The organism is Comamonas testosteroni (assembly GCF_014076415.1).
Taxonomy (GTDB): Bacteria; Pseudomonadota; Gammaproteobacteria; order Burkholderiales; family Burkholderiaceae_C; genus Comamonas; species Comamonas testosteroni_F.
Genome location: NZ_CP043568.1, coordinates 4,048,606 through 4,074,112 on the forward strand (window position 1 = coordinate 4,048,606; position 25,507 = coordinate 4,074,112).

At 62.5% G+C, this 25,507-nt stretch carries 20 protein-coding genes; 10 read left to right on the forward strand and 10 right to left on the reverse strand.

Annotated features, from left to right (window positions below):
- Positions 1-126 precede the first annotated feature (126 nt).
- Positions 127-1,413 (reverse strand): TIGR03862 family flavoprotein, encoded by a 1,287-nt coding sequence (locus F0P97_RS18685; RefSeq protein WP_182283473.1) that lies wholly within the window; start codon positions 1,411-1,413, stop codon positions 127-129.
- A 213-nt stretch (positions 1,414-1,626) separates the two neighbouring features.
- Between F0P97_RS18685 and trxA the strand changes: the two genes are divergently transcribed.
- The 7 genes from trxA (at position 1,627) to F0P97_RS18720 (ending at position 10,711) form a co-directional block, all read left to right on the forward strand.
- Entirely contained in the window at positions 1,627-1,956 is a 330-nt protein-coding gene (gene trxA / locus F0P97_RS18690) for a thioredoxin TrxA (RefSeq protein ID WP_003053480.1), read from the forward strand.
- Between the two features lie 284 nt (positions 1,957-2,240).
- Positions 2,241-3,503: a transcription termination factor Rho gene (gene rho, locus F0P97_RS18695; RefSeq protein ID WP_003053478.1), complete on the forward strand. Its 1,263-nt coding sequence runs from the start codon at positions 2,241-2,243 to the stop codon at positions 3,501-3,503.
- Positions 3,504-3,690: 187 nt separating this feature from the next.
- The gene (locus tag F0P97_RS18700) at positions 3,691-5,178 is read left to right on the forward strand and encodes an efflux transporter outer membrane subunit (protein WP_182283474.1); all 1,488 of its coding nucleotides are present in this window, start codon (positions 3,691-3,693) and stop codon (positions 5,176-5,178) included.
- Positions 5,179-5,189: 11 nt separating this feature from the next.
- Complete coding sequence (locus tag F0P97_RS18705) at positions 5,190-6,269, forward strand: HlyD family secretion protein (RefSeq protein WP_182283475.1); 1,080 nt, start codon at positions 5,190-5,192, stop codon at positions 6,267-6,269.
- Positions 6,270-6,289: 20 nt separating this feature from the next.
- Positions 6,290-9,076, forward strand: coding sequence for a ribosome-associated ATPase/putative transporter RbbA (gene rbbA, locus F0P97_RS18710; protein WP_182283476.1), 2,787 nt, complete (start codon positions 6,290-6,292; stop codon positions 9,074-9,076).
- A gap of 157 nt (positions 9,077-9,233) precedes the next feature.
- Positions 9,234-10,361 (forward strand): ABC transporter permease, encoded by a 1,128-nt coding sequence (locus F0P97_RS18715; RefSeq protein ID WP_087081958.1) that lies wholly within the window; start codon positions 9,234-9,236, stop codon positions 10,359-10,361.
- 89 nt (positions 10,362-10,450) lie between these two features.
- Positions 10,451-10,711, forward strand: coding sequence for a helix-hairpin-helix domain-containing protein (locus F0P97_RS18720; protein ID WP_182283477.1), 261 nt, complete (start codon positions 10,451-10,453; stop codon positions 10,709-10,711).
- Between the two features lie 92 nt (positions 10,712-10,803).
- Here the strand turns inward: F0P97_RS18720 and F0P97_RS18725 are convergent, their stop codons facing one another.
- From F0P97_RS18725 to F0P97_RS18745, 5 genes are all read right to left on the reverse strand, one after another.
- The gene (locus tag F0P97_RS18725) at positions 10,804-12,000 is read right to left on the reverse strand and encodes an acetate/propionate family kinase (protein ID WP_182283478.1); all 1,197 of its coding nucleotides are present in this window, start codon (positions 11,998-12,000) and stop codon (positions 10,804-10,806) included.
- Positions 12,001-12,071: 71 nt separating this feature from the next.
- A complete protein-coding gene (locus F0P97_RS18730; RefSeq protein WP_182283479.1) occupies positions 12,072-13,193 on the reverse strand; it encodes a bifunctional enoyl-CoA hydratase/phosphate acetyltransferase in 1,122 nt (373 codons plus the stop codon).
- Entirely contained in the window at positions 13,190-15,508 is a 2,319-nt protein-coding gene (locus F0P97_RS18735; protein WP_182283480.1) for a DUF3141 domain-containing protein, read from the reverse strand. Before F0P97_RS18735 ends, F0P97_RS18730 begins: the two co-directional genes overlap by 4 nt.
- Before the next feature lie 182 nt (positions 15,509-15,690).
- Entirely contained in the window at positions 15,691-16,164 is a 474-nt protein-coding gene (locus F0P97_RS18740; RefSeq protein ID WP_182283481.1) for a phasin family protein, read from the reverse strand.
- An 87-nt stretch (positions 16,165-16,251) separates the two neighbouring features.
- On the reverse strand, positions 16,252-17,955 hold the full coding sequence (locus F0P97_RS18745; protein WP_182283482.1) for a PHA/PHB synthase family protein: 1,704 nt from the start codon (positions 17,953-17,955) through the stop codon (positions 16,252-16,254).
- Between the two features lie 357 nt (positions 17,956-18,312).
- On the opposite strand from F0P97_RS18745, the gene F0P97_RS18750 reads away from it, so the two are divergent.
- The 3 genes from F0P97_RS18750 to F0P97_RS18760 all read left to right on the forward strand — a co-directional run bounded on the left by F0P97_RS18750 (position 18,313) and on the right by F0P97_RS18760 (position 21,831).
- On the forward strand, positions 18,313-18,558 hold the full coding sequence (locus tag F0P97_RS18750) for a type B 50S ribosomal protein L31 (RefSeq protein WP_003053459.1): 246 nt from the start codon (positions 18,313-18,315) through the stop codon (positions 18,556-18,558).
- A 175-nt stretch (positions 18,559-18,733) separates the two neighbouring features.
- Positions 18,734-20,461: a hypothetical protein gene (locus tag F0P97_RS18755; protein ID WP_182283483.1), complete on the forward strand. Its 1,728-nt coding sequence runs from the start codon at positions 18,734-18,736 to the stop codon at positions 20,459-20,461.
- Positions 20,458-21,831, forward strand: coding sequence for an MATE family efflux transporter (locus F0P97_RS18760; protein ID WP_182283484.1), 1,374 nt, complete (start codon positions 20,458-20,460; stop codon positions 21,829-21,831). The genes F0P97_RS18755 and F0P97_RS18760 overlap by 4 nt, the downstream gene beginning before the upstream one ends.
- On the opposite strand, the gene phoR is transcribed toward F0P97_RS18760, so the two are convergent.
- The 4 genes from phoR to pstB all read right to left on the reverse strand — a co-directional run bounded on the left by phoR (position 21,828) and on the right by pstB (position 25,494).
- On the reverse strand, positions 21,828-23,204 hold the full coding sequence (gene phoR / locus F0P97_RS18765) for a phosphate regulon sensor histidine kinase PhoR (RefSeq protein WP_182283485.1): 1,377 nt from the start codon (positions 23,202-23,204) through the stop codon (positions 21,828-21,830). The two genes, F0P97_RS18760 and phoR, sit on opposite strands and share 4 nt — an antisense overlap.
- A gap of 87 nt (positions 23,205-23,291) precedes the next feature.
- Complete coding sequence (phoB, locus tag F0P97_RS18770) at positions 23,292-23,987, reverse strand: phosphate regulon transcriptional regulator PhoB (RefSeq protein ID WP_182283486.1); 696 nt, start codon at positions 23,985-23,987, stop codon at positions 23,292-23,294.
- Between the two features lie 18 nt (positions 23,988-24,005).
- Complete coding sequence (phoU, locus tag F0P97_RS18775; protein ID WP_003067322.1) at positions 24,006-24,707, reverse strand: phosphate signaling complex protein PhoU; 702 nt, start codon at positions 24,705-24,707, stop codon at positions 24,006-24,008.
- Between the two features lie 10 nt (positions 24,708-24,717).
- Positions 24,718-25,494: a phosphate ABC transporter ATP-binding protein PstB gene (pstB, locus tag F0P97_RS18780; RefSeq protein WP_182283487.1), complete on the reverse strand. Its 777-nt coding sequence runs from the start codon at positions 25,492-25,494 to the stop codon at positions 24,718-24,720.
- Positions 25,495-25,507: the final 13 nt, after the last annotated feature.

Consider the following 25,507-nt stretch of genomic DNA (forward strand, 5'->3'; position numbering starts at 1 on the left):
CGCGAGCTGCTGCCACCCCCGGCCTGCCCATGCACTGCTGCAGGCAAGAGCACCCGCCATCACGACGGGATCACTCCAGAATTCGATGCCGCGCCCCTGCCGCACAGACAAGCACGAGCTCGCGAGTCAGCTGCCCTGCAGAAAGCTCTGCACCCCCTCGGCCACACGAACGCCAGAGGACATACAGGCCGTGAGCAGATAACCGCCCGTGGGCGCCTCCCAGTCCAGCATTTCTCCCGCACAGAAGACACCTGGCAGAGCGGCACACATTCCCCTCGCATCCAGCGCCTCCAGACGAACTCCGCCTGCAGTGCTGATGGCCTCATCGATCGGGCGCGGTGCGATCACCATCAAAGGCACGGCCTTGATCGTGGACGCCAGGCGCTTCATGTCCGCCATGCCATCCTTGCCGAGCACCTCATACAGCAAGCCCGCCTTGATGCCGTCAAGACCCAGGCGCCCCTTGAGATGACTGCTGAGGCTGCGCGAGCCGCGCGGCCGCATCACCTCCTGCTGCACACGCTCAGCACTCCACTGCGGCAACAGATCCAGCTCGAAGCGCGCAGTGCCCTGACGGGCAATGCAATCCCGCAACAAGGAAGAGACAGCATAGATCAAGCTCCCCTCCACCCCGGTCTGCGTCGCAACAAATTCACCTTGACGCTCAAAGCTGGCACCTTGCTCGTCCACAAACTTCAAGACGACCGACTTGAATGGCTGCCCGGCAAAGCGCTGTGCAAAGACCCCGCTCCAGCCGGCTTCACGCCCTTGCGGCCAGCCCACATCGAAGCCGCAGTTGGCCGCCTGCAACGAAGCAATGCCCACCCCCTTGTCCTGCAGCAACGAAACCCAAGCACCGTCCGAGCCCAGACGCGCCCAGCTGCCTCCGCCCGTCGCCAGCACCAAAGCCTTGCAGCCAATCTTGACCCTGGCAGTTTCTGTCTGGAGAGCCGGCTTGCCATCCTCTGCCCAGCCGATCCAGCGGTGACGCATATGAAACTGCACGCCCTGCGACTTCATACGCACCAGCCAGGCACGCAGCAGCGGCGCAGCCTTCATATCCGCGGGGAACACTCTTCCGGATGTCCCCACAAAGGTATCAAAACCCAGCTCTTTGACCCAGGCCTGAAGCTCGCTCGCACCCCACTTTTCGAGCCAGGGAGTCAAATCTGCAGAGCGGCCGCCATAGCGAGTCACAAAGCTCGAAAACCCCTCGGAGTGCGTAAGGTTGAGACCGCCCTTGCCGGCCATGAGGAATTTGCGAGCCGCCGAGGCTTTCGCCTCGAACACTCTGACCGACAAGCCGGCCTTCGCCAATTGCTCGGCCGCCATCAAGCCTGCAGGCCCGGCACCGATCACAGCCACATCACAGACCCATTCGGAATCGGCCATCAAGGGCTCCGAGACACTCATACTTCTACCACCTCAATCTGCCGGCAGCCACCGGCCGCCAAAGGGTGCGCAGAATACCACCGACAGCATTTCTGCAATATTGCGGGCACTATTAGCGCGATAGCTGCAAACAACCAGCCACACACAGTGACGGGAGATGAGTTTCTGTCACAATCAAGTCACTAGGCGAATAGACCGCCTACCTTTTTGATTCAAGAAAATCCAGGACTACAAATGGCCAGCGAATTGATCAAGCACATCACGGATGCAAGCTTTGAGTCTGACGTACTGCAACCCGGCACGACCGTGCTGGTGGATTACTGGGCTGAATGGTGCGGCCCTTGCAAGATGATCGCCCCCATCTTGGACGATGTGGCCGAAGGCTACAAAGGCAAGGTGCAGATCGCCAAGATGAATGTGGACGAAAACCGTGAAATCCCTGCCAAGTTCGGCATTCGCGGCATTCCCACGCTGATGTTGTTCAAGGACGGCCAGCTGGCCGCCACCAAGGTTGGCGCGCTGAACAAGACGCAACTGTCCGCCTTCCTCGACCAGCACATCTGATGCATTCAACAAACAGAGCTCCCAATGGAGCTCTGTTTGCTTCTGGGCACCCTCTGCCCTCCTTCATTGCATCTGTTACAGACCCGGCACAGGCTGCAGATGACAAGTCCTCGATAAATTGCTTGCAAGCTGCGCCAGTTTTCCTGTCATAATGTATGAACCGCCGGCCACCGCATGGGACCGCGCTGGATTTTCTTCAGGCAAGCCTGCCCACTTTCACAGTGTTTCGTTAGGCTCTACGCCTCCCCCCCTGGTTATTCTCACTCCACGCTTGGAGTCATTTCATGCACCTTAATGAACTCAAGGCACTGCACGTGTCTGAAGTCTTGAAGCAGGCCGAAGCGCTTGAGATCGAAAACGTCGGTCGCATGCGCAAGCAGGAACTGATGTTCGCCATCATCAAAAAGCGCGCCAAGGCCGGTGAACAGGTCTTCGCCGACGGCGTGCTGGAAATCCTGCCCGATGGCTTCGGCTTCCTGCGTAGCCCCGATACCAGCTACACCGCCAGCACCGACGACATCTATATCTCGCCCAGCCAGGTGCGCCGCTTCAACCTGCACACCGGCGACATGATCGAAGGCGAAGTGCGCATCCCCAAGGACGGCGAGCGCTACTTTGCCCTGACCAAGCTCGACAAGGTCAACGGCGGCCCACCCGAGCAAAACAAGCACAAGGTGCTGTTTGAGAATCTGACCCCTCTGTTCCCCAAGGAGCAGATGCGCCTTGAGCGCGACATCAAGGGCGAAGAAAACATCACCGGCCGCATCATCGACATCATCGCCCCCATTGGCCGCGGCCAGCGCGCGCTGATCGTGGCACCGCCCAAGAGCGGCAAGACCATGATGATGCAAAGCATTGCGCACGCCATCACCGCCAACCATCCCGATGTGCATCTGATGGTGCTGCTGGTGGACGAGCGCCCTGAAGAAGTGACGGAAATGCAGCGCTCGGTCAAGGGCGAAATCATTGCCTCCACCTTTGACGAGCCGGCTACCCGTCACGTGCACGTGGCCGAAATGGTGATCGAGCGCGCCAAGCGACTGGTGGAACTGGGCAAGGATGTGGTCATCCTGCTGGACTCCATCACCCGCCTGGCCCGCGCCTACAACAACGTCGTGCCCTCGTCAGGCAAGGTGCTGTCGGGCGGTGTGGACTCCAACGCACTGCAGCGCCCCAAGCGCTTCTTCGGCGCGGCCCGCAATGTGGAAGAAGGCGGCTCGCTGACCATCATCGCTACGGCACTGGTCGACACCGGCAGCCGCATGGACGAAGTGATCTTTGAAGAATTCAAGGGAACCGGCAACAGCGAACTGCACCTGAACCGTCGCCTCTACGAAAAGCGCGTGTTCCCAGCCATCGAACTCACCAAGAGCGGTACACGCCGCGAAGAGCTGCTGCTGGCTCCCGAGATTCTGCAAAAGACTCGTATCCTGCGCCAGTTCATGTACAACATGGACGAGATCGAGTCCATGGAACTCATGATCAAGAACATGAAGGCCACCAAGAACAACGTGGAGTTCTTCGACATGATGCGTCGCGGCGGCTAAGGCCTCTTCGTGCATCGAGACAACAAAGCCCCGCCTCGCGGGGCTTTGTTGTTTCTGCCGCTTGACTCCATTAATTGACATAGCTCAAACTGGCTTGCAAGCCGCCCCTCAATACTAGGGATATACATCTATACAAATCTTGCGATAACCGGAAGCCAAAAGCTTTCAAGTCGCAGGTTCTGCATTCATGGCCCTTTCAGCAAATCGCACACCACCCTACAACACCACATCGACGCGCCTGCTGGCAGCAGCCACATTGCTGGCAGCGCTGGCAGCCTGCAGCCCGACGGTGCCGATTCTGCAGCCACAGGCCCAGGCCAAGCTCCCGGACAAGTGGCCTCAGGAGTGGACAAAAAAGCAAGAGAACGCTGCGGCAGCAAATACGGCATCGATTGGCTGGCAAGACTTCTACCTTGACCAAAACCTGCAGGAGCTGATTCGCGCAGCTCTTGCCCACAATCAGGACCAGCGCCTCGCCTTGCTGCGTGTGCAGGAAGCCCAGGCCGCCTATGACATACAGAGTGCTGCTCGACTGCCGACGATCGGCCTTGGCAGCAGTCATGGCAGAGCACGTGTTCCCGCCGACCTCAACGCCAGTGGCCGCTCCGTCGTCGCCGGCGATCAGCAAGTCTTTGTCGGCCTCAACAGCTGGGAGCTCGATCTCTGGGGCCGTGTCAAAAGCCTCAGCGATGCCGCTTTAGGCAATTATCTGGCGCTGGATGCCACGCAGCATGCGGTTCAATCCAGTCTCGTCAAGCAGGTAGCGCTGAATTATCTGGCCCTGCGCAGTCTGGATGAACGCCTGACCCTGACCCAGCGCACGATTGCCAGCCGCGAGGAATCGCTGCGCATCTTCAAGCGCCGCACCGAGGTGGGGTCCACTTCACGCTATGCGCTCACGCAGGTACAGACTCTGGTTCACCAGGCCAAGGCCATAGGCACCCAGCTGGCACAGCAGCGCGCGCTGCAGGCCAATGCATTGCTGCAGCTCACGGGAATGGATGCAGACCGCTTGCCGCAAAGCAGCTCCACCGCCGTGATCCTGAAACCCATTCCCGAAGGTCTGCCGTCCGATCTGCTGACACAGCGCCCCGACATCATTGCCGCCGAGTACGGCCTGCAGGCCGCCAAGGCCAATGTATCGGCCGCGCGCGCTGCGTTTTTGCCTCGCATCGCCCTGACCGGCAGCTGGGGCACAGCCAGCGCGGAGCTCGACGGCCTGTTCAGAAGCGGCAGCCGTGCCTGGCAGTTTGCTCCCACGATTTCGCTACCGATCTTTGACGGCGGCCAGCGCCAGGCCAACCTGAATCTGCAGGCCGTGCGACAGAACATGGCGGTCGTCCAGTACGAAAAAACCATAGAGACCGCAATGCGCGAAGTGCTGGATGCACTGTCCAGCCGCACCATGCTCGAGCAGCAGCTCGTGGTGCTGACCGATCAGCGCGCTGCACTCAAGGAGCGTGCCCGACTGGCGCGGCTGCGCTATGACCAGGGAGCCTCGCCCTATCTCGATGTGCTGGATGCCGAACGCGACCTGCTGAGCGCCGAGCAGCAACTGGTTCAGGGCCGTGAAGCCTTGCTGTCCACCCAGGTCGCTCTCTATGCCGCTTTGGGTGGAGGCTACTTTGCTCAAGGCCAGAGCAGCGCCCCCACCTCTGCGGCCCTCCAACCTTGACCAGCGAATCCATGTCCATGAACAAGAAATTGACCATCGCCGCGCTCATCGTTGCCGCAACCGCCCTGGGCGCTTATGGCTGGCAGCAATGGCGCAGCGCACAGGCATCCGAAGGCCTGATCAGCGGCAACGGCCGCATCGAGGCCACCGAAATCGACGTCGCCACCAAATATGCGGGCCGCATCGCTGAAGTCCTGGTGCAGGAAGGCGAGTTCGTGAAAGCCGGTCAGCCACTGGCGCGCATGCAGATCGAAAGCCTGCAGGCCCAGCAGCGCGAAGCCATTGCGGGCCGCGAACGCGCCTCTCATGCGGTGACCTCGGCACGCGCCGAAATCGCGCTGCGCGAAAGCCAGTACGCGGCCACCATGGCCACTGTGGCCCAGCGCGAAGCCGAACTGGATGCAGCGCTGCGCCGCGTCAAGCGCTCCGAGACACTGGCACGCGAAGGTGCTTCATCGGAGCAGGAACTGGACGACGACCGGGCCCGGGTCCGCGGCGCCCAGGCCGCACTGAAGGCTGCCGAGGCACAGGCCACGGCAGCCAAGGCGGCCATCGACGCGGCCAAGGCCCAGACCATAGGTGCGGAATCGGCGGTGACGGCCGCTGCCGCCACCGTCCAGCGCATCGATGCCGATGTGAAGGACAGCGAACTCACCGCCCCGCGCGATGGCCGCGTGCAATACCGGCTGGCCCAGCCCGGCGAGGTGATCGGCGCCGGCGGCAAGGTGCTGAACATGGTGGATGTCTCGGACGTATACATCAGCTTCTTCCTGCCCGAGACCGTGGCTGGCCGAGTGGCCCTTGGCACCGAGGTGCGCATCGTGCTGGATGCGGCCCCGCAATATGTGATCCCGGCTCAGGTGTCCTTTGTCGCCAGCACCGCCCAGTTCACGCCCAAGACCGTGGAGACGGCCAGCGAAAGACAGAAGCTGATGTTCCGCGTCAAGGCACGTATTGCACCGGACCTGCTGCAAAAGCACCTGACTCAAGTCAAGACAGGCCTGCCCGGCGTGGCCTGGATCAAGCTCGATAAAGAGCGCGAATGGCCGACCAAGCTGGAGCTGCGCACCGGCGACGCGTCGGCCTCGTGAACATTGCGGTCCCATTTGCCATGACCCAGCATGTAGCCACCTTGCGCGATGTGACGCTCGCCTACGGCAAGACGCAGGCGCTGCGCGGACTGAGCCTGGAGATTCCTGCAGGCATCATGGTCGGCCTGATCGGCCCTGACGGCGTGGGCAAGTCAAGCCTGCTGTCTTTGATTGCCGGAGCGCGCGCGCTGCAGGGCGGCGAGATACAGGTGCTGGGCGGCGACATGCGCAGCAAAAAGCACCGCGATGCCGTCTGCCCCCGCATTGCCTACATGCCTCAGGGACTGGGCAAGAACCTCTACCCCACGCTGTCGGTCGAAGAGAATCTGCAGTTCTTCGGGCGCCTTTTCGGTCATGACGCGGCCGAGCGCCGGGCGCGCATTGACGATCTGACCCAGAGCACCGGACTGCAGAAATTCCTCTCCCGCCCTGCCGGCAAGCTCTCGGGCGGCATGAAGCAGAAGCTGGCGCTGTGCTGTGCCCTCATCCACGACCCCGACCTGCTGATTCTCGACGAGCCCACGACCGGCGTGGATCCGCTGGCGCGCGCGCAGTTCTGGGATCTGATCAACCGCATCCGCGGCCAGCGCCCGCAGATGAGCGTGATCGTGGCCACGGCCTATATGGACGAGGCCCAGCGCTTCGACTGGCTGGCGGCCATGGATGATGGACTGATTCTGGCCACCGGCACCCCCGCCGAGCTGCTGGCGCGCACCGGCATGCCGGCGCTGGAAGCCGCCTTCATCGCCCTGCTGCCCGAGGAAAAAAAGCGCGGCCATGCCGCCGTGGTGATCCCGCCGCTGCAGACCAGCGATGACGACATCGCCATCGAGGCGCGCGATCTCACCATGCGCTTTGGCGATTTCGTGGCCGTGGACCATGTGAATTTCCGCATTCGTCGCGGCGAGATCTTCGGTTTTCTGGGCTCCAACGGCTGCGGCAAATCGACCACCATGAAGATGCTGACCGGGCTGCTGCCCGCCAGCGAGGGCGATGCCTGGCTGTTTGGCAAGAAGATCGATCCGCATGACGTGGCCACACGCCGGCGCGTGGGCTATATGTCCCAGGCCTTCTCGCTCTACGGCGAGCTGACCGTGCTGCAGAACCTGGTGTTGCACGCCGAACTCTTCCATGTGGATCCGGCCGAGATCCCTGCGCGGGTCGAGGAAATGCTCACCCGCTTCGGGCTCACAGAGGTGCGCGAGACGCTGCCCGGCAACATCCCGCTGGGCATGCGCCAGCGCCTGTCTCTGGCCGTGGCCATGGTGCACAAGCCGGAGCTGCTGATTCTCGACGAGCCCACCTCGGGCGTGGACCCCGTGGCGCGCGACCAGTTCTGGCGCTTGCTGATCGAGCTCTCGCGCCGCGACCGGGTGACGATCTTCATCTCCACGCACTTCATGAACGAGGCCGAGCGCTGCGACCGCATGTCCATGATGCATGCGGGCAAGGTGCTGGACAGCGACCGGCCCGCAGCCCTGACCGCCAAGCGCGGCGCGGCCACACTGGAGGAGGCCTTCATCGGCTATCTGGTGGAGGCCTCGGGCGAGGCAGCGCCCGTGCTTGATATCAAAAAGGAAGCTGCTACCGCTGACTCGGCCTTATCCTCCGCATCAAAAATATCTACTATCAATACAGATAAAGCGCAGCAAGCTCCTGTTTCAGAAGCACACAAAGGCCCTGGCTTCAGCCTGCAGCGCCTGTGGAGCTATCTGTGGCGCGAGTCGCTGGAGCTGCAACGCGATCCCGTGCGGGCCACGCTGGCCCTGGTGGGCTCGCTGGTCCTGATGGTGGTGATCGGTTTCGGCATCAGCATGGACGTCGAAGACCTGCACTTCGCAGTGCTCGACCGCGATCAGAGCACCATCAGCCAGAACTATGTGAACAATCTCGCAGGCTCGCGCTATTTCATTGAAATGCCTCCCATCCAGGACTACGCGGACCTGGACCGGCGCATGAAGAGCGGCGAGCTGGCGCTGGCCATCGAGATACCGCCCGGCTTCGGCCGTGATGTGCTGCGCGGCTCGAAGGTAGCCGTGGGCGCCTGGTTCGACGGCGCCATGCCCCAGCGCGGCGAGACCGTCAAAGGCTATGTCCAGGCCATGCATCAGCTGTGGCTGGTACAGCAGGCGCGCGAGCGACTGGGCATACAGCTAGCCAGCCAGGTCAGCCTGGAAACCCGCTTTCGCTACAACCCCGATGTGAAAAGCCTGCCCGCCATGGTGCCGGCCGTGATTCCGCTGCTGCTGATGATGCTGCCCGCCATGCTCACGGCCCTGGCCGTGGTGCGGGAAAAGGAGCTGGGCTCCATCGTGAACCTGTACGTCACTCCCGTGACCCGCATCGAGTTTCTGCTGGGCAAGCAACTGCCTTATGTGGTGCTGGCCATGCTGAACTTCTTTCTGATGTGTGCCATGGCGGTATTCGTGTTCGGCGTGCCCATGACCGGCAGCTTCCCCCTGCTCGTCATGGCCGCCCTGCTCTTCAGCGTCATTGCCACGGGCATGGGACTGCTGGCCTCTGCCGTCACCAGCAGCCAGATTGCCGCCATGTTCTTTGCCATGCTGGGCACCTTGATTCCAGCCACGCAGTTCTCGGGACTGACCGATCCGGTGTCCTCGCTCGAAGGCGCCGGTCGCTGGATTGGCGAGATCTACCCGGCCACCTATATGTTCGCCATCAGCCGCGGCGTCTTCAACAAGGCGCTGGGCCTGCACGACCTGGCACCGACCTTGCTGCCGCTGCTGATTGCCGTTCCCGTGATCATGGGCGTGGCCATCTGGGCTCTGCCCAAGCAAGAAAAATGATGAAGCTCCCCCTGAGCTGCTGCGCAGCTTCCCCCTCTCTCGCTAACGCGGGAGGGGGACGACAGCCTCGCTGCGGGGCGGCCCTTGCTCGCTGTCCTGGCGGTGGGCCAGCGCCAGTTTCAGCAGCAGCCCCTCGTTTTCGTCATGGAGAAACACCATGTGGCATAGCCTGAAAAATATCTGGCGCCTGGGCGTCAAGGAGCTGTGGAGCCTGTGGCGCGACCCGGTGATGCTGGTGCTCATCGTCTACACCTTCACGGCCTCGGTGTACACCGCGGCCACGGCCATGCCCGATACGCTGCACAAGGCGCCGATTGCCATCGTCGACGAAGACCAGTCGCCACTGTCCGCACGCATCACCTCGGCGTTCTACCCGCCTCAGTTCATGCCGCCGCAGATGGTGGATTTCAGCCATGTGGATCCCGGGCTGGATGCAGGCGATTTCACCTTCTCGCTGACCATTCCTCCCAACTTCCAGCGCGATGTGCTGGCCGGCAGAAAGGCCGAGCTGCAGCTGAACGTGGATGCCACGCGCATGAGCCAGGCGTTCTCCGGCAGCGGATACGTGCAGCAGATCGTGCTGGCCGAAGTCAACGAGTTCGTGCAGCGTCACCGGGGAGGCAGCGCACTGCCCGTGGACCTGGAGCTGCGCGCCCGCTTCAACCCCGGACTGAACAAGATCTGGTTCGGCGGATTGATGCAGATCATCAACAACGTCACCATGCTCTCCATCATCCTCACGGGCGCGGCGCTGATCCGCGAACGCGAGCATGGCACCATCGAGCATCTGCTGGTCATGCCCGTGACGCCTACCGAGATCATGCTGGCCAAGGTCTGGTCCATGGGCGCCGTGGTGCTGCTGGCGGCAGGCGTCTCGCTCAATCTGGTCGTGCGCGGCGCGCTCAAGGTGCCCATCGAAGGCAGTCTGCTGCTGTTCATGGCAGGCTCGGCCCTGTGTCTTTTCGCAACTACGGCCATGGGCATCTTCCTGGCCACGGTGGCGCGCAGCATGCCGCAGTTCGGCCTGCTGATGGTGTTGACGCTGCTGCCGCTGCAATTGCTGTCTGGCGGTATGACACCCCGCGAATCCATGCCCCAGCTGGTGCAGGATGTGATGCTGTTCGCCCCCACCACGCATTTTGTGGAGCTGGGTCAGGCGATTCTGTATCGCGGCGCTGGCATAGAGACCGTGTGGAAGCCCTTTCTGTGGCTGGCAGGAATCGGCGCCGTGCTGTTCTGGCTGTCGCTGATGCGGTTCAGAAAAACCTTGTCGAGCATGGCCTGAGTTCTGGCCGGGCGCCACGGCAACCATGGCGGGCGTATCGCCTGTTTCTGCTGAAAGTCTTTTGCCTTCCAGCTTCAAAGCCTCGACCCATGCCATTCACCATTGAAGAACGCCAATCACTGCTTGCCCTCAAGGGCGTGGGTCCGGCGGTGCTGAGCCGGCTGGAATCCCTGGGCTACGGCTCGTTCGCCCAGTTGCGTCAGGCCAGCGCCCTGGACATCGTCGCCAAGGCCTCGGCCCTCACAGGCTCCAGCTGCTGGAAGAACAGCCCTCAGGCACGCGCGGCCATCCAGGCGAGCATCGATGCGTCCAGGCAATGCCCGGTGCAAGAGAGCGAAGCCATTCGGTAAGACGCGCAACCGCCCAGTCTCTGCTCTGGGCCACCATGAATACCTGCATGGCGCCGTCAAGCCCGGCCGCCACTCGATGCATGTCAAAAAGACTATGAGTGCGCGAGAAGCCGCACCGTATCGCGGGCGGCCACCCACTCCTCATTCGTGGGCTCAACCCCCACCAGTACCCGGCTGTCTGCAGATGAAATGACCGGTGCATGGGCTGCATTGGCCCGCTCATCCAGCCCCAGGCCCAGCCATGCCAGATCGGCGCAGACGCGGGCACGAATCTCCTCGCTGTGCTCGCCAATCCCCGCCGTGAACACCAGCATGTCCAGCCCGCCCAGCGCAGCGACCAGAGAACCGATCTCGCGCACGATGCGGCGTACAAAGAGGTCCAGCGCGATGCACGCCCGCTCGCCAGCCTCACCGGAATCCCGGACATGGCGCAGGATCACACGCGGCTCGGACGAGACGCCCGACACGCCAAGCAGCCCCGAGTCGTGATAGAGCAGATGCCCCACCTCTTGAAGCGTCAGCTTCTCGATCTCCATCAGATAGAGCACGGCCCCCGGGTCCAGCGCCCCGGTGCGCGTGCCCATCATCAATCCGTCCAGGGCCGAGAAGCCCATGGTGGTCGCCATGCTTTGCAGCTGCTGCATGCCGCACAGGCTGGCGCCACTGCCCAGATGGGCGACGATGGTGCGCCCCCTGGCCCTGTCGCCATGACGCTCGGCCAGCGCGGTCGCCATATAGGCATACGAGAGCCCGTGAAAGCCATAGCGGCGCACGCCACGCTGCCACCATTCGTAGGGCAGAGGAAGGATCTGCTCCACCTTGGGCAAGCTGTGATGAAAGCCTGTATCGAAGCAGGCAATCTGCACGATGTCGGGCCGCTCGCGCAACAGGATCTCGATGGCCTCCAGCGCAAACGGCTGATGCAGCGGTGCCAGCGGCACATAGCTGCGCAAGTCTCGCAACACGCCTGCATCGATGCGGGTGGACTCGAAATACTTGCTGCCGCCATGCACCACCCGATGGGCGATCGCCGCCACGGGCCGATCCTCTAGCCGGGCCGTGATGCGCTCGCGGATGACGCGCAGCGCATCGCGATACGGATGCTCTGTGCCCAGTTCGATGGCAAAGGGCTGGACGCCGGTTTCGCCGAAGTCGGGACCGGGCCCGCCAATCCCCTGTACCTTGCCGTTCCACAGAGGCTTGCGCGGCAGCGGTGGAGCGGCCTCGAATACGGCGAACTTGATGCTCGACGAGCCACAGTTCAGGACGATGATCACGGAATTGCTCATGGCAGTACCTTTGTCTGCCGACAGGGCACAGGCTGAAGCAACGGCCAGCCTGGCGCCATCGACCATGCTTTTCAGGGCGGCGTCTGCCGGTAGTGATGTGCGAGCAGCAGCGCAATCGCGCAGGATGCAATGCGGGATTCGCGCGAATCCGCGCGGCTGGTCAGAACGATGGGCACCTTGGCGCCAAGCACGATGCCTGCGCTGGCGGCGCCGCCCAGGTACATGAGCTGCTTGGCCAGCATATTGCCGCTTTCCAGATCGGGCACCAGCAGGATGTCGGCCTGACCGGCCACCGGCGAAGTGATGCCCTTGGTACGCGCAGCCTCCATGGAGACTGCATTGTCGAAAGCCAGCGGTCCGTCCAGCACGCCTCCGGTGATCTGGCCCCGGTCGGCCATCTTGCACAGTGCGGCAGCATCCAGCGTCGCGGGCATGTTGGGGTTGACCGTCTCGACGGCGGCGAGGATGGCGAGCCTGGGCCTGGCCACCCCCAGAACCTGTGCCAGCTCTATGGCATTGCGCGCGATATCGGCCTTCTGCAACAGATCGGGGGCCAGATTGATGGCCGCATCGGTGACGATGAAGGGGCGCGGGTAGCTGGCCGTCTGCAACACAAAGCAATGGCTTACACGCCTCTTGGTGCGCAGCCCGGCACTGCTGGCAACGACAGCCGCCATCAGCTCGTCGGTATGCAAGCTGCCTTTCATCAGTGCCTCGACTTCACCGCTGGCAGCGAGCCTGGCACCATGCTCGGCAGCTGCATGGCTGTGCGGAACGTCCTCGATGCGCAGGCCCTGCAGCTCGAACCCCTGTGCAAGAGCAACCGCCTCCAGCCTGGCGCGCGGAGCAATCAGGACCGGCTCGATCAGCCCCAGCCGATGCGCATCAAGCGCAGCGGACAGGCTGGTGGCATCGCAGGGATGGACCACCCCCACGCGAACCGGCGGCAGTTCCTTGACAGCCGCCAGCAGGCGGCTCAGGCCGTGATGGGAGGCAACGTCAAGCGGCTGCGCTGCGCCGCCGGATGACATGGAAACCGCTTGCTGCGGGGATGGCTGCCGGGGCTGTGCATCGTGGACGCAGAGCAGCGTCAGCGTGCCCGCGTCACGGGAGGCAACGGTGACGCGCAGGCTGTCGCCGACGGCTATGCCCTCAAACGGCTGCTGCGCCATGTCTGGGCTCGGTTGACTCATCGCGCTCCTTTCTTGCCGCGTGATGCGGCCGGTTTACGTCGCTCGGCAGCCGCAGCCCGCTGGGGAGCTGCAGGAGCCTGTGCCAAAGCCGGCGCCAGCTCCAGAGGCTCCTGGATACGAGGCTGCTGCGCCAGCGCGGCCTGCTCGAACAAGGCCTGTACCTGCTGCAAGGCCTGTCTCACGGCATCATCCTCCGCGCCTGGCTCCTTATCGATGGCTGCCATCTGGGTGATGGCTTCAGCGGCCTTGCGGATGGTGTCGGCAGGCGTGTTCTTCAGCAGGCCGGGAATGGCTTCGATGGCGGCGCTGCCGCATTGCCTCATCACCAGGGTCTGCTCGCGGATGGCGGCTCGCAGCTCGGCCAGAGTCCAGCGCCCAGGCGCTTGCTGCTCCAGCAATTGCGCAGCCAGGTGGTAGTAGCGCTCGTCCACAGCGCGACGCTGGGACAGCACGCTCAGCAAACCGCGCAGCGTGGCTTCGAGCACGCCCCCCTGATCCACACTGCTCTCGATCTGTCGCTGCCTGTCCGCCATCAGAGCCAGATGCTCGGGGGTGGAGCCAGGATGCTGGCGCACCGCTGCGCTCTCGCCATGAGCATGCCCCGCCAGCGCCTGCATGAGCGGCGAGCCATAGAGCATGTCGAACCACAAGGCGTAGATATGATCTCGCCGGTCGCGGAAATCATCGAGAGCGCGATCCAGTGCGGCCGAGCACCGCTGCTGCATCTGCAACCAGGGATTGGCCTCATCCACGGGCTGGCGATGTTCGCGTATGTATTCGGCGCTGCTGCGTATCAGGCAAGCCAGCGGATGCTGGCTGCTCCAGGCCTCGAATTGCAGGCGCATGGGATGCAAGGTCTGCAGCCAGTGTGCCGATTGGGAAGTACTCAGCGCACGCACCCAGGGTTGCCATATGCTGCGATACAGAGCCAGGTTGATGTCGGATACCCGGGCCGCCGCGTCGAAACGGCGATCGGACTCGGGATCGGGCTTGACGATATCGCGCACTTCATCGATGCCGCTGGCACGGATGCTCAACAGATAAGGATCATGGAGCAGCTTTTGCTCCTGCTTCGTGGCATCGTCCACGCTGGCGCGATAGATGCCTGCCGGCAGCAGATTGATCTGCTCGATGGCACTGGCGAACTTGCGGTGCTGCTTGCTGCCGACGGCGCCCGAAACAAAGATGCCCAGATGACCGATGCTGTCGTGCGTGCTGAAGATGATGGTCTGGTCATGAGCGCGCACATCGTCGTCACTGGCGTACAGATCGGTGATCCAGCCCAGAGCCTGGGCCGGCGGCGTGATGTTGTCGCCATAGGAGCAGAACACCAGGATGGGCGAACGGATATTGCGCAGATCGATGCGCACCCCGTCCGATGTCAGCAACTGGGCCGTCGACAGCTTGTTGCCGATGAACAGCTTGTCGACGATGTACTGCATCTCCACATCGTTGAGGAAGACATAGCCGCCCCAGTATTTCTCGAAGTCTATATAGCGCTCGGCTTCGGTGTCGGCATTCGCATAGACCTTGTACTGCTTGCTCCAGAGCGTGTTGGCCGGATCGAGCTGCTCGAAGTTCTGCACCAGATGGGCGCCGTCGAAGCGGCCGTTACCCAGATCGCTGGCCAGTGCCGTCATCCAGCTGCCCCCGAGAAGCCCGCCCGAGTAGCGCATGGGATTGTCGCCGGCCCAGTACGACAGGGGCGCTCCGGCAACAATGATGGGCCCGAACAGCTCGGGCCAGACAGCGGCCGTCATCAGGATCTGCCAGCCCGCCTGGCAGTTGCCGATGACCGCCGGCTTGCCCTCGCTCTCGGGGTGAAGCTCGGCCACGCGACGCATGAACGCGGCCTCGGCACGCATCACGTCCTCCACCGTCTGACCAGGTACGGGATCGGGCAGAAAACCGACGAAGTAGCAAGGGTGACCGGCATCCAGCGCCGCACCGATCTCGCTATGGGGCTTGAAGCCACCTATGCCCGGGCCATGCCCGGCGCGTGGATCTATCACGACGAATGGACGCTTGGCGGGGTCGGCAGGTCGATCTTCGGACGCCTGGATACGCACCAGGCCATAGTTGACAGGTCTTGGGAGGTCCAGCCCCGACATCACGAGTTCCGCGGGAAAATGCAGCACGTTCGGCATCCTGGCCTCACGCTGAGTCCGGTACTGGTCGCCCACCTGCCGCTCGATGTCGGCATACAGCACGGCACGTTGAGCGGCATCCACCGCATAGGCCCCGGCGGCCCGCCACCATGCAAAAGGATCAACAGACCCGTTGGTCGACGGACCGATCCCGCTGGGTTTGTTCATGTCGTGCTCCCAAGGTCACAGTCTTCTCTCTCAAGAAGATTCAAAAACAATAGCTTCCAGCGCTTTATGGATCACCACAAAACGCCGAAAACATCGGATTTTTACAATGGAGAGCCAGCTGACCAGCCGGCCCGCAGGCGGCAGCGCCGCCATCTTTGGCTGAAGCTGCGCCAGCCTGTTGCCTACTTCTGCGCCGCTTTGCCGCTCTTGCCCTGGGCAGGGTCCTGAGTTGCCGGCGCCCAGGCAGACAGCCATTGCTTGAAGATGTCCTGCAGTGGCAAAGCGGGCAGATTGCGCGCGCCGTCTGCACGCAGGGCCTCGGCCACGGATTTTTGCCAGGCCTCCAGGGCCTGCTGCAGACCGCTGGCAAAAGCCTGCTGGTTCTTGATCGCGATATCACTGGCGCTCTTGGCATCACTCATGCGGTCTTCGAGCCTGCGCATGAAAGCCTCGGCGGGCAGGCTGGCCAGTGATTGCCAGTCTTCGGCACGCAGCAGGCTTTGCAGCTCCGCCGTGGTTTCACTGATGCCTGCAGCACTGGTCTGCTGCGCGGCTGCCAGCCAGCGATGGCCACTTTCACGCATAAGCTGAGCGATGCGCAGTTGCAGCTCGGCATTGGCCTTGAACAGATTCAGAGGGGTCGCTTGAATGCTCATATCGTTCTCCCTATGGTGATGGTAGAGCCTATCGAGAGGCTGGCGGGCCGTCCGGCATATCACCGTGACCAAACGGCTTTTGAAAACTCAATGCCCGAGCACGTACTGGCCCGGAGCGTCATACAAGGGCCCGCCGCTCGTGCCGCCCATGCGCGGCGGAGCTATCGGTGTGCCGGATCTGTTCTTGAGCCACTCGTCCCATGCCGGCCACCAGGAGCCCTGGCGCTGCTCGGCCTCCTGCAGCCACTGCTGGGCGACAATGTCCCGAGCGCCGACAGGCCGAGTGAGCAGCTGATAGCGGCGTCGCGGATGACCGGGCTCACTGACAATGCCGGCGTTGTGGCCGCCACTCGTCAGCACAAAGGTGATTTCAGCCGCAGTGTGATGGTGGAGCTTGAATACCGATTGCCAAGGCGCTACATGATCGGTAAGCGTTCCCACACAGAAGATGGGCACTTGCAGATTGAGAAGCGAGACCGGCTTGCCATCGACCGGATAGCGGCTTTCACTGAGATCGTTATTCAGAAACAGACGGCGCAGGTATTGCGAGTGCATCCTGGCAGGCATGCGCGTGGCGTCGGCATTCCAGGCCATGAGATCGCTCATCGGTGCCCGCTCGCCCAGCAGGTATTGATTGACCATGCGCGACCACAGCAGATCATGGGAGCGCAGCATCAGGAACGCGCCCGCCATCTGATCGGCGCGCAGATAGCCTTGCTGGGCCATCTGAGCCTCAAGCAGGCTGACCTGCGCTTCGTCGATGAACAGCGCCAGCTCGCCAGGTTCGGTGAAATCGGTCTGCGCGGCCAGCAAGGTCATCGATGCCAGACGCTCGTCTCCATCGCGCGCCATCGCGGCCGCCACAATGGCCAGCAAGGTCCCACCCAGACAATAGCCCGCTGCATGCACCTTCTGCCCCGGGACGATGGCCGTGACGGCATCCAGCGCAGCACGCCAGCCCAGCTCGACATAGTCGTCCATGCCCAGATCTCGATCGCCGGCATCGGGGTTCTTCCAGGAGACGCAGAACACCGTATGTCCCTGATCGACCAGATACCTGATCAGCGAATTGTGCGGCGACAGATCCAGGATGTAGTACTTCATGATCCAGGCCGGCATGATCAATACCGGCTCGGGATGGACCTTGTCGGTTGTCGGCGCGTACTGGATCAGCTCCATCAGCGAGTTGCGCAGCACCACCTTGCCAGCGGTGACGGCCACATCGCGCCCCACCTGAAACCCCTCGCAGCCCGCAGGCGGCATGTTTGCGAGCTGCGCGTGCACATCTTCCATCAGGTACTGGAAGCCACGCACCAGATTCGCCCCGCCCTCTTTGACGGTGCGCTCCAGAACTATCGGGTTGGTGGCCAAAAAGTTCGCAGGCGAAAGCATATCCAGCCACTGCCTGCCCCAGAATCCGACCAGACGCTCGTGGTGTCTTTCAACACCCGGAACGCCTTGGGCGGCAGCCTGCCACCAGCGTTGCTGAGCGGCAAGGCCCGCACTCATGACCGTGAACGGCCATTGCTTCCATTCAGGATCCTGAAAGAGACGCTCCGCCTCCTGTGTCTGTGGCCCGCCATAGCAAAGCCTGACCCATTCCTCCAGCGCCAGCCTTGCCAGATCCAGACGCTTTCCCGGACTGATGGCAAGGTTGCCCGCCCAATCCATCCAGGCCTGCCATTGGGACTCGGGGGAAACCGACAGCCATTGCTGCGCCCACATCGCACGCACAGCTTGATCAAGTTGCTGGCTGGAACTGAACTGAGCTTCGGCCTTGCGGTCAACCATAGCGGCCCCTTTTTTGCTGCATGGCAATAACGCAACATCTTATGCGCTGCAGAAGTTGTTGCATAGTCACGACCTACCGGGGGTTGAGCCACATCAAGCTCCCGCAGCCGGAAGCGCTCCGGCATGCGGCGGCCGGCCCCAAACACCGGGCTGCTGCAGCTAAAAGAACTCTGCAGCCTTGTCTGGATCAGGCCTGCCACCGAAGCTATTGGTCATGGTTTGCAAGCTGAACGCACACCACCGCCTGCTGACGCAAGCAGCGCTGTTTTCTCATTGTGTGCAATAATGGAGAGCTTTTATGCGGAAAGTACACCGGACAGGCTGGTGCGGCTCCCGCACTTGACCAAAGGAAAGATCATGAAAGAAGGCATTCACCCCAATTACCGCGAAGTTCTGTTCGTTGACATGTCCAACGGCTTCAAGTTCGTGACACGTTCTTGCGTTTCCACCAAGGAAACCGAAAACTTCGAAGGTAAAGAGTACCCTCTGTTCAAGCTGGATACCACTTCTGAATCGCACCCCTTCTACACTGGCACACAAAAGTCGGTGGACAACATGGGTGGCCGCGTGGAGAAGTTCCGCAACCGCTTCGGCAAGAAGTAATTCTTACTTTTTTGCTGAAAAGGCAGCCCGGGCAACCGTGCTGCCTTTTTCTTTTTTGGGTGCCGCTCGACGGAATCCCAATGCTCCTATCATCGGAGCACCAAGCGCTTTGACCTCAAGCGCTTTCGCCTGATCTGGCCGTGCAAATTCGCACAGCCGCTACTGGATTGATTGCGTGAACCAGCCCACACCCGCCATCGTTGCCCAAAGCGCTGTACGCCGCCTGCCGCGCTGGGCCCTGCTTTTGCTGTGCCTGGCCTATGTGATTCCCGGCTTTGTCATGCGCGGCCCCTGGCGCTCCAACGATATGGAGGCCTTTGGCTACATGCGCGAGCTGGCGCTGGGCAAGACCGACTGGCTGGCCCCCAAGCTCTCGGGCCTGGCTCCCAGCATGGACGGTCTGCTGCCCTACTGGCTGGGTGCCTTGTCCTTGCAGGGTTTCGAGTGGCTGCTCGGCGCCGAAATGGCGGCGCGCCTGCCCTTCATCGCCTTGCTGGTCGTGACCCTGGGCGCCACCTGGTGGGGAGCCTACTACCTTGCACGCACGCCTGGTGCGCAGCCCGTGGCCTTTGCCTTTGGCGGGGAAGCCCAGTTGATCGACTATGCCCGCGCCATGGCCGATGCAGCTTTGCTGGCCCTGGTTGCCTGCCTGGGCCTGGCCCAGCTCTCGCATGAAACCACCAGCTATGTCACGCAGCTGGGCTGCACGGCGCTGCTGTTTTTTGCAGCTGCGGCCATGGCCTATCACCCCAGGAAGTCAGCCGCGGCACTGCTATTCGGCCTGCTGGGATTGGCCCTGAGCGGCGCCCCCACTCTTTCCGTGCTGTTCGGACTTGGCTGCGGCGTGATCGCCTTCACTCAGCGCAGCTGGGGCGACAATCCCGGCCGCGCCCACCGTCAGGCCCGCACCTGGGCCGCAGCCTGGCTGGCCGCCACGGTGCTCGCAGCCAGCCTGACCACGGCCCTGGATCAATGGGTCTGGCATCTGGTGGACTCGTTCAAGGACTGGGAAGCCCTGCTGCAACTGCTGCTGTGGTTCTGCTGGCCTGCCTGGCCCCTGGCTTTGTGGACGTTGTGGGTCTGGCGCCGCCAGATTGCCTTCCCCGGCCACAACCCGCATCTGTCCATCGCCCTGCTGTTTGCCACAGTCCCGGTGGCTGCCTGCCTGAGCAGTACCCCGGCCGATCGGGCACTGCTGCTGGGGCTTCCCGCCATCGCCACCCTGGCCGCCTTCGCCCTGCCCACTTTCCGCCGCAGCATCAGCGCGCTGATCGACTGGTTCACGCTGCTGTTCTTTACGGCATCCGCAATTGCCATCTGGGTGGTCTGGCTGGCGTTTCAGACCGGATTCCCGCCCAAGATCGCAGCCAATATTGCGCGTCTGGCTCCGCAATTCGAGGCCAGTATCTCCTGGCCCACGGTCATCGTGGCACTGTTCGCCACGGCCGGCTGGTTTGTGTTGGTGATCTGGCGCACCTCGCGCAATCGCGCAGCCATCTGGAAGAGCCTGGTGCTCCCGGCCGGAGGCGCCACACTGAGCTGGGTGCTGCTGTCCACACTCTGGATGGAGCCGCTGGATCATGCTCGCAGCTATGAATTCCAGATGACACAGCTGGGCAGCGAACTCAGGCAGAACGGCGCCACAAGCTGCGTGCTGACCTACGGCCTGGGCCGTTCGCAGATTGCGGCCGTGCGCTACTACACTCATGTGGACACCGCGCTGCTGCGCCGCAGCGCCCCTGGCGACTGCGGCTGGGCGCTGGTCGATGCAGACCGCTGGGCGGGCGATCACAATCGCAAGCTGCGCCAAGGCTGGAATGAAGTCAGCCGCATCACCCGTCTGGCCGGTCAAAAAGAAGTTCTGGTACTGCTCAAGTACACCGGCCCCAAAGCCGCACCATGAAAGGCGAGCTGCAATACATAGGCCGGCATGCAGGTACCGTGCTGGCCGGGCAGCTGGCCGTCATGGCCTTTGGCACCACCGATACCATCGTGGCCAGCCGCTATTCCAACGATGCCGTGGCCGCCCTCTCCGTAGGGTCGGCCATTTTCATCAGCGTCTATGCCTCACTGATGGGCATTTTTCAGGCTCTTCTGCCCTTGTGGTCCGAACAGCGGGGTGCCGGTCTGCCGCAGGCCATCGGCCATTCGCTGCGCCAGTCCATGTATCTGTGTGCACTGGCCTGCGTGCTTGGCATGGCGGTGCTGCTCATGCCCGGCGCACTGCTGCGCTGGACCGATGTGCCCGATGCGCTGCAACTGGAGGTCAAGCGCTATCTCGCCGTACTGGCCTGGGGCTTGCCACCGGCGCTGCTGTTTCGCATCTACAGCGCGCTCAACCAGGCGCTAGGCCAGCCCAAGCTGGTCACCTGGCTGCAACTCATCTCGCTGCTGATCAAGATTCCCTTGTCCATCTGGTTCACCTTTGGCGGCTTGGGCCTTGCCCCCCTGGGAGCAGTGGGCTGCGCACTGGCCACGCTGCTGGTCAACTACACCATGTTTGCCGTGGCCCTGTGGCTGATGCGCACTCAGGATTTCTATGCTCCGCTGGCGCTTTGGCAGAGGCTGGAGCGCCCTGACTGGCTGCAGCTGGGCCGCTTCTGCCGCCTTGGCATCCCTGCAGGCCTGGCCATTCTGGTGGAAGTCACCTCCTTCACCCTCATGGCCCTGTATGTGGCAAGGCAGGGCTCGCTCTCGTCTGCCAGCCACCAGATCGCCGCCAATCTGGCCGCCATCTGCTATATGGTTCCGCTGTCCCTGGCCATTGCGACCAGCGCCCGCGTCAGCTACTGGCGCGGCGCCGGTGACGAAGCCCGGGCCAGCACGCTGATTCAACAGTGTTTCAAGCTTGCTCTGCTCATCGGTATTGCGACAGCAGCTACGCTCTTGATCGCTCGCACCTGGATTGCAGACATCTACACCGACTCCCCGCGGGTGCTGGCAATGACGTCCTGGCTGCTGATCTGCGTGGCTGCATACCATGTGGCGGACTGCGTGCAGACCTATTGCATTTTCGTGCTGCGCTGCTATCGCGTGACCGTTGCGCCTCTGGTGATTTATTGCCTGCTGCTGTGGGGCGGCGGCCTGGGCCTTGGCTACTGGCTGACCTACCGATGGCAAGCAGCCGAAGGCTGGCTGGACTGGCAGGCCACGCCCATGCCCTTCTGGGTTTGCAGCGCGGCAGCCCTGTTTGTCACAGCCATGGCCTTCAGCAGCATTTTGCACAGAGCCATACGACCTCCAAAGCTGCAGGCCCAGCCCAGGGCCTCCTAATGAGAAAGTGCCTTGGCGGGTACTTCAGCAGCTGCCCGCACACGGCTGGGCGGGAAGGTGACGGCGAATTCCGACCCCTTGCCCAGCTCACTCTGGATGCTGAGCCTGGCGCCATGCCGCTGCAGCACATGCTTGACGATGGCCAGCCCCAGGCCAGTGCCGCCCGTATCGCGTGAGCGGCTGCGGTCCACGCGATAAAAGCGCTCCGTCAGACGCGACACGTGCTTTTCGTCGATGCCGGGGCCGGAGTCCTTGACGGCAAAGCGGGCCGATCCATCGGGCAGCAGTTGCCAGCGCACATCGATCTGCCCACCGGCCGGCGTGTAGCGCATGGCATTGGCCAGCAGATTGGAAAACGCACTGTGCAGCTCTGCGCTCGCACCTGCCAGATCTCCGGCCTGCCGCAGCGCCTGCTCATCAGGAAAGTTCAGCACATGGGGTTTGGCCTGTTTGCGCGTCAAGGCATTGGACAGGCCGCGAGCCTCGTTCTCACAGCGATTGAGCAGCTGCGCCACCGACACCCAGTCATTGTTGCTGGGCAGCGGGCTTCCCTCCAGGCGCGACAAGGTCAGCAAGTCCTCGACCAGATGCTGCATGCGCTCGGCCTGCTGGGCCATCAGCTCCAGATAGCGCCTGCGCTCGTCTTCCTCGAGCGGCAGGTTCTGCAGGGTCTCGACAAAACCGGCCAGCACGGTCAGAGGCGTGCGGATTTCGTGCGAGACATTGGCCACGAAGTCGCGGCGCATGGCCTCGGCCTGCTCCAGCGCCGTCACATCGCGCGCCAGCAGCAGCTTGCGCCCTTCACCGTAGCCGTAGAGCTGCACCGACAGCTTGACCGGCCGCGAAGGTGTGCTTTCGCGCCCCTGCATGACCAGGTCATGGCTGAAGTCCTGCGCCGCAAAATAGGCACTGAACTGAGGATCTCGCACCAGATTACCAATGCTTTGCAGCACATCGCGCTCGGCATCAAAGCCGAACTGCTTGGCAGAAATCTGATTGCACCATTCGATGCGGCCCTGTGCATCGAGCAGCACCACACCATTGGGACTGGCCTGCAAGGCAGACAGAATGTCATTGAGCCGCTGATCGCCCTGCTGCACCTGCTGCACGCTCTGGCGAATCCAGCGGCGCATGCGCACGCTGGCCTCGCCCCAGATCCCTGCCAGATTGGGCACCGCGCCCAGCTCCGACTGACGCAGCCAGTGCAGCAGACGCGCGCCATTCCAGCTGTCCACCAGCCACCATATCCAGCCGCCGATCAAGGCGCCCGTCATGGCAGCCACGCATTGCTGCAGCACCGTCGCACCGGGTGCAACGAGATAGGCCCACAGCAGCCATACCACCAAGGCTGCCGCGACCTGAGAAGCCAACAATCGAAAACCACGCCACCCCATATTTGCTTTCAGTTGTGATTTTTGACGACCCAGCCAGGCCGGGCCGAGGTTCGGGGGGAAGTGCTGTCAGGCCATGGCCTGGGCGCTGAAGCGGTAGCCCGCACCGCGCACGGTCTCAATCAGAGCACCCGCCACACCCAGCGATTCTCGCAAGCGCTTGACGTGCACGTCCACGGTGCGCTCTTCAATGAAGACATGATCGCCCCAGACCTTGTCGAGCAACTGCGCACGGCTGTGCACGCGCTCGGGGTGCTTCATCAGATAGTTGAGCAGCTTGAACTCGGTGGGACCGATCTTGAGCAGATCGCCCTGCCAGCTCACGCGGTGGGCCGCAGCATCCAGCACCAGCTCGCCAATGCTGACCTTGTCCTGCACCTGCTCAGGCGCACGGCGACGCAGCACGGCACGAATGCGGGCCAGCAGCTCCTGGGTGGAGAAAGGCTTGGTGATGTAGTCATCCGCACCGGCATCCAGGCCAGCCACCTTGTCGGGCTCGTCGCCACGCGCCGTCAGCATGAGGATGGGCACGGCCTTGGTACGGCTGTCGGCACGCCATTTGCGAGCCAGAGACAGTCCGCTGGCACCGGGCAGCATCCAGTCGAGCAAAATCACGTCGGGCAGCACGGCATCGAGCTCGCGCTGCGCCGAAACACCGTCTTCCGCCCATACGGGCTGGAAGCCGTTATGCCTCAAATTGACCGCGATCAACTCTGCAATCGCAGGTTCGTCCTCCACGATGAGGACCATGGGCATCTTCTTCATCCCTGAGTAGCCTCCGTCTTACAACACCGCAGATTCGATTTCGGCCATGGTCTGATGGCGCACATCCTTGCCCTCGACCAGGTAGATGATCAGCTCGGCCACGTTCTTGGAGTGGTCGCCGATACGCTCGATGGCCTTGGCCAGGAACAGCAGGTCCAGGCTGGCGGAGATGGTGCGCGGATCTTCCATCATGTAGGTGATGAGCTTGCGCACAAAGCCGTCGAACTCTTCGTCGATCAGATCGTCTTCACGCAAGATGGCAACCGCCGCCTTGGTGTCCAGCCGGGCAAAGGCATCCAGGGTCTTGCGCAGCAGCTCGGAAGCCATCTGTGCCGCCATGCGCAACTCGCCGCTGGGCAGCGAACGGGCAGCGCCGCTTTCGATGATGGACTTGACCATGCGGGCCATCTTGCAGGCTTCGTCGCCCATGCGCTCCAGGTTGGCCGTGGCCTTGGAGAAGGCGATCAGCAGGCGCAGGTCGCGGGCCGTGGGTTGGCGGCGTGCAATGATGGACGACAGCTCATGGTCGATCTCGACCTCCATGGCGTTGACGCGCTGCTCGGTGCTGATGACCTGCTCAACCGCCTCGGTACTGAAGCTGGTCAGTGCATAGACGGCATTGCTGATCTGCGACTCGACCAGACCGCCCAGCTCCATGACGCGGGCAGAGACACGATTGAGTTCGGAGTCGAACTGCGTGGACAAATGTTTTTCTGTCATTTTTAAGTCCTTAGCCGAAGCGGCCTGTGATGTAGTCTTCCGTTTCCTTGCGCTGGGGCTTGAAGAACATTTTTTCGGTGTCGCCAAACTCCACCAGATCCCCCAGGTACATATAGGCCGTGTAATCGCTGCAACGGGCGGCCTGCTGCATGTTGTGTGTCACGATGACCACGGTGTAGTCGTTCTTCAGCTCCGCAATCAGCTCCTCGATCTTGGCCGTGGAGATGGGGTCCAGCGCCGAGCAGGGCTCGTCGAGCAGCAGCACCTCTGGCTTGATGGCAATGCCGCGCGCGATGCACAGACGCTGCTGCTGCCCGCCCGACAGACCAGAGCCGCTTTGCTGCAGCTTGTCCTTGACTTCGCTCCACAGTGCCGCCTTGCGCAGCGCCCACTCCACGCGGTCGTCCATGTCCGAGGCGTTTAGATTCTCGAACAGCTTCACGCCGAAAGCGATGTTGTCATAAATGGACATGGGGAACGGCGTGGGCTTCTGGAACACCATGCCGACCTTGGCACGAATCAGGGCCACATCCTGCTTGCTGGTCAGCAGGTTGTCGCCGTCCAGCATGATCTGACCTTCGGCGCGCTGCTCGGGATAGAGCTCGAACATGCGGTTGAAGGTGCGCAGCAGCGTGGACTTGCCGCAGCCCGAGGGGCCGATGAAGGCCGTGACCTTCTTCTCGGGAATATCGAGATTGATGTTTTTCAGCGCGTGAAACTTGCCGTAGTAGAAGTTCAGGTCGCGCACGGCCAGCTTGATGTTGGCGGGAGCAGTGGTTGCAGTCATGATCTTGAACTTT